The sequence below is a fragment of the Paenibacillus cisolokensis genome (assembly GCF_050481165.1).
Taxonomy (GTDB): domain Bacteria; phylum Bacillota; class Bacilli; order Paenibacillales; family Paenibacillaceae; genus Paenibacillus_AH; species Paenibacillus_AH cisolokensis.
The window spans coordinates 1-8,522 of record NZ_JBCNFP010000161.1; the positions used below are offsets into that span (position 1 = coordinate 1).

An 8,522-nucleotide genomic window follows, 5' to 3' on the forward strand; every position below is an offset into this window, starting at 1 on the left:
AACTTTTCACTGTCCAGTTATGTATTTCGGCTTTCTATTCGATTTTTTTTATCAATCTCCTTCAAAACTACTATAATTCTAATAATTCTCATGAAAGAAGATGAAAATTGGGGCTTCAGGAAGAACAATGGAGGCGGCATCCGCTCGAAATTTGTCGAAAAAGAAAGACCGCCGGAAATTTTCCGGCAGTCGGCAATTTCGGAGCGCAACGCCGTACAGGCGAAGGGTCGTCGGCTCGCTTCATATCGGCAAGCCTTTTATGAGGAGATATGACGGCCTGATTGCCAGCATACGTATTGGGAGCCGAACGTCCACACCCTGACAAGCGTCCGCACCAGATAGAAGCCTTGATGAAGGATAAGAGCGAACAGCCCGGCCCAAATCATCGAGACGCTTGTCGCAAGCAGATTCATGGCGGCGCCAATGCCCCACATGAGCAGGGAAATGCCGGCGAAGGGAAGAAAGTGGCGCACGGCCCGCAACAGGGCGGGGGCGATACCCGATCCGGAGACGACGCCGAACTGCATGGCCAGGAACAGCAAATAAACGATGAGTATCCATAGAAGCCAAAGGGCGGCGTAGGGCAGCGTGCGCTGCGCCAGCTCGCCGGGAGATGGGCTGGTCAGCAGCGCCTCCAGTCCGCGCGGCAGCAGCCACCAGGCCGGCGCAATACTGAGCAGAGCGCCGCACCAATACAGCAGCATGACCGGCTTCCATGTCTTGCGGATTCCGCTTATAAACTGCGTGCCGCTTTCGTCGGCCGCATGCCGGAGAGAATGGAACAGGCCGGCGTTGAACAGCGGGGTCAGCAGCATGCGGACCAGCAGCGCGATGCCGAACAGCCACAAGTACGGATGGATCAGATCCGTTTTGAACAGCTGAAACTGCGCTTCCGCGAGAAAGTGCCGGATCGCCGCTTCCGACGGATATGTGTCCGGATACCGCTGCAGCAGAGGGACGACGATCGAATTGACGAACCGGTACAGGAAAAACCCCCATATCAGCTGGTAGACGAAGAGCAGAATGACAATATAGAAATGTTTGACTGCCAGCCGCCAGCCTTGTTTGATATAGGCTTTCATAATCGATCTCCTCTCCATATCGGAACCGTTCGGGACGTCCGCGGCGGGAGGGCCTGGCCTCCGCTTTACCAGCCGATCGCGCCCAGCAGTCCTTCGATCAATTTGGACACGCCGATGCTCCAGCGAATGCGCGAAGCTTCCGGCAGCTCGGCCTTCATAAAATTGTTGATCCGTTTATTGTCCAGTACGACGTGCCGGTCCGGATCGACCTCGGCCCATAACAGCGGCGCATCGTGCACCAGTCTGAACTGAACATGCTTCTCCTCGCCGCTCCATTGCTTTTTCTCGGTCTTCCCGTCCGCGAACTGGAACAGGACGGACAGCGGGCCGAAACTGCCGCCTCGCTTCGTCACCAATACAATCGATTCGTACTGCCGCCCTTGTTCCGTTTCCACCGGATGGACGCGAATCGATTCGATGGCGAAATCGGCCATCTGACCGCCGTAGACGTATTCCCGGAAATATTCGGTCCATTTCGATTTCGTGACCTGCTCCACAACTTTCTGGAAATCGGCTGTGGACGGATGGCGGAATTTGTATTTCTGATAGTAGGTGCGCATAATTGTCTGCATCGTCTTGGTACCCACTTGCTTCTCGATGCCGAAGAGCACCAGCTTGGCGCGGATGTACACATTTTCCGCATAATGCTCGTGGGAGCGATACGACCAGGACAACTGCTTGAGCGGCGCCGGATCGGTCATATAGCTCGCTTCGAGCGACAGATTCGGCTTCACCCCGTACTCGCTTTCCATCACTTTGTCTTCGGCGTAAGAAGTAAACCCTTCGTCCAGCCACGCTTCCTCGAATTCGTTGGAGGCGATCATGCCGTAGAAATATTGATGGCCGATTTCGTGCACGACCGTGCGTTCCAGCTCATATCCGGGATTATCCGTGTCCGCGGCGAATGCGGTAATGAGCGTCGGATATTCCATGCCGCCCGCTCCGTTTCCTCCTTTCGGAGGGACGACGATCGAGAGCGTCGAGTACGGATACTGGCCGTACCACTGGGCGTATTTGGCGAGCGACGACTTGGCCGCATGCATGTAGCGGTCCTTCAGGTTTTCGTGCGCCGGATCGAGGTACAGCTTGATGCGCACGCCGGGAATGCCGGCGGTGGAGTAGGCGTCTTCGACATAGATAAAGTCGGGAGAGGCCGCCCAGGCGAAATCGTGCACGTCGTCGGCATAGAACTGATACGTTTTGCGCCCTTCTTTCGACGCGGCCGGCTTCGTCTGGAACCCGGTTGCCGCGACCGTATACGTTTCAGGCACCTGAATGCGCACGCTGTAGATGCCGAAGTTGCTGTAAAACTCCGAGTTGCCGTGGTACTGGTGAATATTCCAACCCTCGATCGCTCTTCCCCGCGTGCCGGCCGTTTCGTAGGCGGCCACCTTCGGAAACCATTGCCCCGCCATGACGAAATCGCCTGCATAGCCCATGCGGGCAAACACTTCGGGCAGCTTCACTTCGAATTTCATATGCAGCGTTATATCCTCGCCGGGGGCCACCGGGTCGGGGAGCCGAAGCTTTGCCAGCGTGAAATCGTCGGGATTGCCGTCGTCAGGCTGGACATAATGGAGGCGCGGCAGCAGGCTTTCGCCTTCGGTCGTCTCCAGCGACTCCAGCTTCAAGTATCCGCGGCTGTTGGCCGTCGCCTTGTCCTGCCGCAGCTTGCCGCCGGACTCCTTCATAAAGGTGGTGTTGTCCGACAGGAAAGCGTTCGGGTACAGATGAAAATACATCTCTTCAACCGGTTTGCGTCCGGGATTGGTCCACGTGATGGACTGTTCGCCGATCAGCTTCTTTTCGTTTTCGTCCAGACGGACATCGATGTGATATTCCGCTACTCGTGTGCTGAGCACCTGAGGCTTTGGGGTTATAATCGCGTTCGGCTCGGCGCCGGACGGAGGCTTGGCCGTTTTCGGATTGGCAGGCGTCTGCTCGGGCGCAACGGCATACGTGTACTGGGACAGCCAGGCGTCTCTGAAGTTTTGACGGACAGACACTGCGAGTACGATGGCGACGAGCGCAAAGAGTAAAATCGCTTTGAGGTAGCGTGGCGTCATGGAACGGTTCCCTCCCGTTGACAAGCATCTACAGCATCTATATGTTTGCTTTTTGAAGATTATTAGCTAAAATGGAATTAATCTGAGCGAGCTTTGTACGGGCCTTGTTTTCCGGCATCTCGCAGCGCATCGCGAAGGAAGGTGAAAGTGGCATGGAGCAGGGGCAAGAAGAACAGCAGAAGAAACCGAAGCGGACGCTCGCGCTTAATGTCGTTAGCAATAAACAGCATAAAGGATTCGGGGCTGGAACAATTGACCTGAGCCAAGTTTCCAGCGTCATTATCGATGGCGGAGAGGCGTATATCGATATCGGCGCCATGCATGCGAAGAGCAAGGTGGAGCGGGGAATTAAATTTCTGACCGATAAAAGCGAAGTGCCGAACGGCCGCCGGTGCTGGATTGTCTGGGTGGCGGTCGACCGGAACGAGGAGGGCTCGTATTATGCGGGCGCGACGGCATGCGAGATGCTGATCGATTCCGAGGCGCGGCGCGGTTGGAAAATTCTCGCCGATCACGTCAACAAGCTGGACTATGCCATCAAGCGGCGCTATATGCTGGATGAACTGGCGCCGAGCGAGAAAACGGCGCTGCGCGATTTGCTGATCAAGCATAACGCGGAGTGGTGGGAGCGTTCGCCGGAAGAGCTGAAGAAGGCGCTCGAAGTTTGAAATACGGTCTCGCGAATGCAAACAAGCCTGTGCAGGAGCATCGCTCCGGCACAGGCTTGTTTGGTTGCTCGCCGACTTGCGCATTCGTCCGAACAGGGGAAGCGCGTCAATCGCGCCACCAGCGGCGCAGCTGATCCAGCCACGAACGGCGCCGTTCGGCAGCAGGCGCGGTGTCTTGGCCGCCGGCGTCGGGCGTATCGCCGCCTGTTTCGTGCCCGCCGCATGTCTCGGTCGGCTCCGTGCCGCGAACGAACGTCTCCAGCCGCTTCTCCGGGCATGTCGCGTCGGCCAGCTTGCCCGATGCCGGATCGATATAGACGCTGACGACGCCGTCGGGCATCGGGAACAGCTTCGGAGGCACCGCCTCCAGCGCCTTCTCCATGAACGAGGCGAAGATCGGTGCCGCCCGGTGCGCCTCCGTCGGCGTAATCGTCCGTCCTTTGTCATATCCGACCCAGACGGCGGTCGCCAGCTCCGGCGTATAACCGACGAGCCACGCATCCGTCGCCGTCGTCCCGGTCTTGCCGGCCACGGGCCGCTTGATCGCGGCGGAAACGCGGTATCCGGTGCCGCCGTTGTCGAAGACGCTCTCCATCAGGCTGGTGAGCACGTAAGCGTGCGCCGCGTCCACAACTTGCTCGACCTTCGGCTCCGCCTCGTAGAGAATATTGCCTTTGCGGTCCTCGATTCGCAGAATGGCGATCGGCTCCGCATGCTTGCCGCCGGCAGCGAGCGTGCCGAAGGCCGACGCCATCTCGAACGGGCTGACCGGGAACGTGCCGAGCGCCAGCGAGGGGACCGGCTGCATCGGGCTGTCGATCCCCAGCTTGCGCGCCGTCTCGATCACTTTCTCGGGACCGACCGACATGATCGTGTTCACCGCGTAAATATTGTCCGAGCTGGCGATCGCCTGCCGCATGTCGATATAGTCATGGGCATATTTGTCGTTAAAGTTGCGCGGCTTGTAGGTTTTGCGGCCTTCGTCGTACGTGAACGTCGTCGGCTCGCTCTTGAACCGGGTGACCGGCGTCATGCCGCCTTCCGCCAATGCGGTCAAATAGAGAATCGGCTTGAAGGAGGAGCCGGGCTGCCGGCTGTCGGCGAAGACGCGGTTGTATTGGTTGGTCTGGTAATCGCGTCCGCCGACCATCGCTTTGATATAGCCGTTGCGGGGATCGATGGCGACAAGCGCCGCCTGCTGCTCCGACTTGTCCGGGATGCCGGCGTTCACGGCTTCTTCGGCGGCCCGCTGGGCAACGGGGTCCAGCGTCGTATATATCCGGATGCCGCCTTCGTTCAGCAGCCGCTCGTCAATGCCGAGCCGCTCGATCGCGACGGAGCGGACATAATCGCGAAAGTAAGGCGCGAAGCCTTCCTCCGCGTCTTCTCCGGGCTTCCGGAAATGGAGCAGTTCGGCGTAGGCGCGATCCGCCTGCTCGCGGGTAATCATGCCTTGCTCGGCCATCGCCAGCAAAATTGTCCGCTGCCGGTCTTTTGCGTTCTTCATATCCAGAAAGGGCGAATAATATTTCGGCCCTTTCGGGATGCCGGCGAGCATCGCGCTTTCCGCCAGCGTCAGCTCCTTGGCCGGCTTGCCGAAATAATAGTCGGCCGCGGCCTCGATGCCGTATGCGCCGTGGCCGTAGTAAATCTGGTTCATGTACAGATTCAGAATTTCATCCTTGGAATATTTCATCTCCAGCTGGACCGTATACACGGCTTCCTTCAGTTTGCGGGTCCACGTTTTTTCGTGCGTCAGGTACAAATTCCGGGCCAACTGCTGCGTCAGCGTACTGGCGCCCTGTTTGTTCGACAGATGCTCCAGATTGACGAGAGCTGCCCGCGCGACCCCTCGAAGATCGAAGCCGTTATGATCGTAGAAACGCCGGTCCTCAATGGCCAGCGTCGCCTGTACGGCATAGGGCGATATATCCGCGAGCGACACGGAACGGCGGTTTTCACCGGTGTGGAACGTATCGATAACATTGCCCTGCAAATCGAGCATCTCCGACGTCTGGCTGATCGAGGCGACCGGCAGCGCCTGCGTGCGCAAGTACAGCAGCAGGACGATAAGCAGCGCGAGACCGATCAGCCCGGCGGCCGCCATGCGGACGAACCAGCGGTACGAAATGGACAGCAAGGGCGACAGCCTTTCGGACTTGACGGCGAACGGTACGGCGCGGCGCCGCTTGCGGCCAGCGGGCGAGGGCGCTTTTTTCATCGGGAACACTTCCTTTGGCATTCGTTAGTCGAAATGGAGAAGTCTTTCCTTTTAGTATGGAAAAAGAGAGAATGCGATATTCACACGGCAAAGGTTTGGGGTTGTAAAGGTTGCTTTTTCGCTCCGATTTACTATAATACATCTTGAACGAACGGAACCGGCTCCCCGCCAGGCCGTTCCCGCGCGCCAAGCGCAGGGTGATACGAGGAAAGAAGGGATACTCGAATAATGGAACTGTGGTATACCGAGAAACAGACCGAATCGTACGGCATTACAGCCAAAATTAAGCATACGCATGTCAGCGAGCAGACGGAATTCCAGAAGCTCGATATGCTGGAGACGGAACAGTTCGGCACGATGCTCGTCCTCGACGGCATGGTCATGACGACCGACAAGGACGAATTCGTTTACCATGAAATGATGGCGCACCCGGTGCTCTTCACGCATCCGAATCCGAAGCATGTGCTCGTGGTCGGCGGCGGCGACGGCGGCGTCATCCGCGAAGTGTTGAAGCACCCGCAGGTCGAGAAGGCCGTCCTCGTGGAAATCGACGGCAAGGTGATCGAGTATTCCAAGCGGTATTTGCCGAATATCGCGGGCGAGCTTGACAATCCGCGCGTGGAAGTTATCGTCAATGACGGTTTTATGCATATTCACGATCATAAAAACAGCTACGACGTCATCATGGTCGACTCTACGGAGCCGGTAGGTCCGGCGGTCAATCTGTTTACGCGCGGCTTTTACCAGGGCATATACGATGCGCTGAAAGAAGAAGGCATCTTCGTCGCCCAGACGGACAATCCGTGGTTCAAGGACGATCTGATTCGAAACGTGAATCGCGACGTCAAGGAAGTATTTCCGATCGTCCGCGTATACTGGGCCAATGTCCCGACCTATCCGAGCGGACTGTGGACGTTTACGATCGGCAGCAAGAAATACGATCCGCTCGCTGTGGACGAATCGTCGATTCCCGAGCTGGATACGAAATATTACACTCCCCGTCTGCACAAGGCGGCGTTCGTGCTGCCGAAGTTCGTGGAAGATCTCGTCAAGGGATAGAAAAAGGAATAGAAAGGCAAGCCGCACAGGCGTCAAAGGACAGGCCGCAACCAGGTCTGTCCTTTTGCCGTTATGGGCATGCTGAGAATAGAAGCCGGGGCGATCGTTCGCTTCCGGTACCACGATTCAGGGGGAGAGGTCGATAGATATGGGCATTACGACCATTCACGAACGTCTGGCGGAATTGTGGACCGTGCGCAGCGCCCGCGAGTGGACCGATGAGGAGCGGATCGACGTGGAGCACTGTCTCGCCGTCAACGCCGCGCACTTTCGGCGGCTGGCGCATCTGTACAACCTGTCGCTGCTGGCGTCGATGACAGGCGATACGGAGTGGCAGCACGATATATGCGCCGAAATCGAGAAGATGGGCGGCAAGCCGCCGGCCTCCCGCATGCTGTGAACAGAAGAAGAGGGCATTCGGACAGCGCCTATGGCGCTAACGAACGCCCTCTTCTTCGTTTGCAGCGCTTCAGGCGGTAAGCGTGCTGCCGCAATATTCGCACGTCTTCGATTTGCCGGGGACGACCGAGTCGCTCGCGCCGCAGTTGCCGCATTGGACCGTCACCGGTCCGCTCGGAGCGGCGGCCGTTTGGGAATCGGACTTGCCCGTAACATGCACCAGCCTGCCCGTCATTAGCATGTACCGCAAATCTTGCGCGACGTCATCGACGCTCAGCCCGGTCATCGTGGAGAGATGGTTGACGTTTAGTTCGGACTGCAATTCGATGAGCTTATTATATTCGTCGTACAGTCTCTCCATCTCTTTCTTTTTGTTACGGCCGACCCATAGGAATATCAGCGCGGGCACACCGAGCACGAACAAAAATACGGTGATGGCTTCTCCCGCCCCTTCCGATGGGTCGGAGATCATGAGGATGCTGATGAAAACGAGCCACACCAGGAAGCAATAGCCGGTTACCCTGTAGTCGCCCGCCCGCAAATGCCGGTATTTCGCATTCATGACGAAACGGATGATGAGGAGCAGCAGGCCGATCGGAAACAGGATGGTCGTGAGCAGAATAACCAAATCGCTAATTTTGGATTTTAACGGCAATGATACTACTCCTTTCTCGCGTCGTTGTCCTGGAGAGCCCCGGTATTATTTCAACTGCACCAGCTGCTGATTGCGCTGCTCCAGCTGCTGCTCGAGCCGGCGGATCAGCTCGCCGATCTCCTCGATCGTTCCCGGATCGACCGTCTCGCCTGACGGCCGGGACAGCGAGCGGAGCCGCTCCTGCAGCTCGCGGGCCTGCACCAGCAGCAAATTTTCCGCGGCCTGCAGATCGGGATGCGAGACGGGATCGCTGTACCGGGCCTTGTCCTCCAGCCTCAGCAGCGCCGTCTGAAGCGAATGGCGCCGCTCGTCGTTCCACCCTTCGATATGCTGCCTGGCCGTCATGAGCGCGGTTAGTGTAAAATCTCCGTG

General features: G+C 57.8%; 8 protein-coding genes and 1 pseudogene. 4 read left to right on the forward strand and 5 right to left on the reverse strand.

The window, feature by feature from the left end; all coding sequences use genetic code 11:
- Positions 1–273: hypothetical protein (locus tag ABEV74_RS21920; protein WP_430149596.1), on the forward strand; the 273-nt coding region annotated here is incomplete at its 5' end.
- Here the strand turns inward: ABEV74_RS21920 and ABEV74_RS21925 are convergent.
- Complete coding sequence (locus ABEV74_RS21925) at positions 258–1,082, reverse strand: hypothetical protein (RefSeq protein WP_430149599.1); 825 nt, start codon at positions 1,080–1,082, stop codon at positions 258–260. The genes ABEV74_RS21920 and ABEV74_RS21925 overlap by 16 nt on opposite strands.
- Before the next feature lie 65 nt (positions 1,083–1,147).
- Positions 1,148–3,148: a M1 family metallopeptidase gene (locus ABEV74_RS21930; RefSeq protein WP_430149602.1), complete on the reverse strand. Its 2,001-nt coding sequence runs from the start codon at positions 3,146–3,148 to the stop codon at positions 1,148–1,150.
- 152 nt (positions 3,149–3,300) lie between these two features.
- Between ABEV74_RS21930 and ABEV74_RS21935 the strand changes: the two genes are divergently transcribed.
- Positions 3,301–3,816, forward strand: a complete 516-nt coding sequence (locus ABEV74_RS21935) for a YwhD family protein (protein WP_062489500.1) — start codon at positions 3,301–3,303, stop codon at positions 3,814–3,816.
- A gap of 106 nt (positions 3,817–3,922) precedes the next feature.
- On the opposite strand, the gene ABEV74_RS21940 is transcribed toward ABEV74_RS21935, so the two are convergent.
- Positions 3,923–5,923: a transglycosylase domain-containing protein gene (locus ABEV74_RS21940; protein ID WP_430149608.1), complete on the reverse strand. Its 2,001-nt coding sequence runs from the start codon at positions 5,921–5,923 to the stop codon at positions 3,923–3,925.
- A 342-nt stretch (positions 5,924–6,265) separates the two neighbouring features.
- Here ABEV74_RS21940 and speE point away from each other — a divergent pair, with 342 nt between their 5' ends.
- A complete protein-coding gene (speE, locus tag ABEV74_RS21945) occupies positions 6,266–7,096 on the forward strand; it encodes a polyamine aminopropyltransferase (protein WP_062489496.1) in 831 nt (276 codons plus the stop codon).
- A 148-nt stretch (positions 7,097–7,244) separates the two neighbouring features.
- Positions 7,245–7,496 carry a DUF7667 family protein gene (locus ABEV74_RS21950; protein ID WP_062489494.1) on the forward strand — a complete coding sequence of 84 codons (252 nt, stop codon included), beginning with the start codon at positions 7,245–7,247 and terminating at the stop codon, positions 7,494–7,496.
- A 69-nt stretch (positions 7,497–7,565) separates the two neighbouring features.
- Here ABEV74_RS21950 and ABEV74_RS21955 read toward each other — a convergent pair whose 3' ends face one another.
- Positions 7,566–8,150, reverse strand: coding sequence for a hypothetical protein (locus ABEV74_RS21955; RefSeq protein ID WP_430149605.1), 585 nt, complete (start codon positions 8,148–8,150; stop codon positions 7,566–7,568).
- Positions 8,151–8,195: 45 nt separating this feature from the next.
- A pseudogene (locus ABEV74_RS21960) lies at positions 8,196–8,522 on the reverse strand (hypothetical protein); the annotation flags it as partial.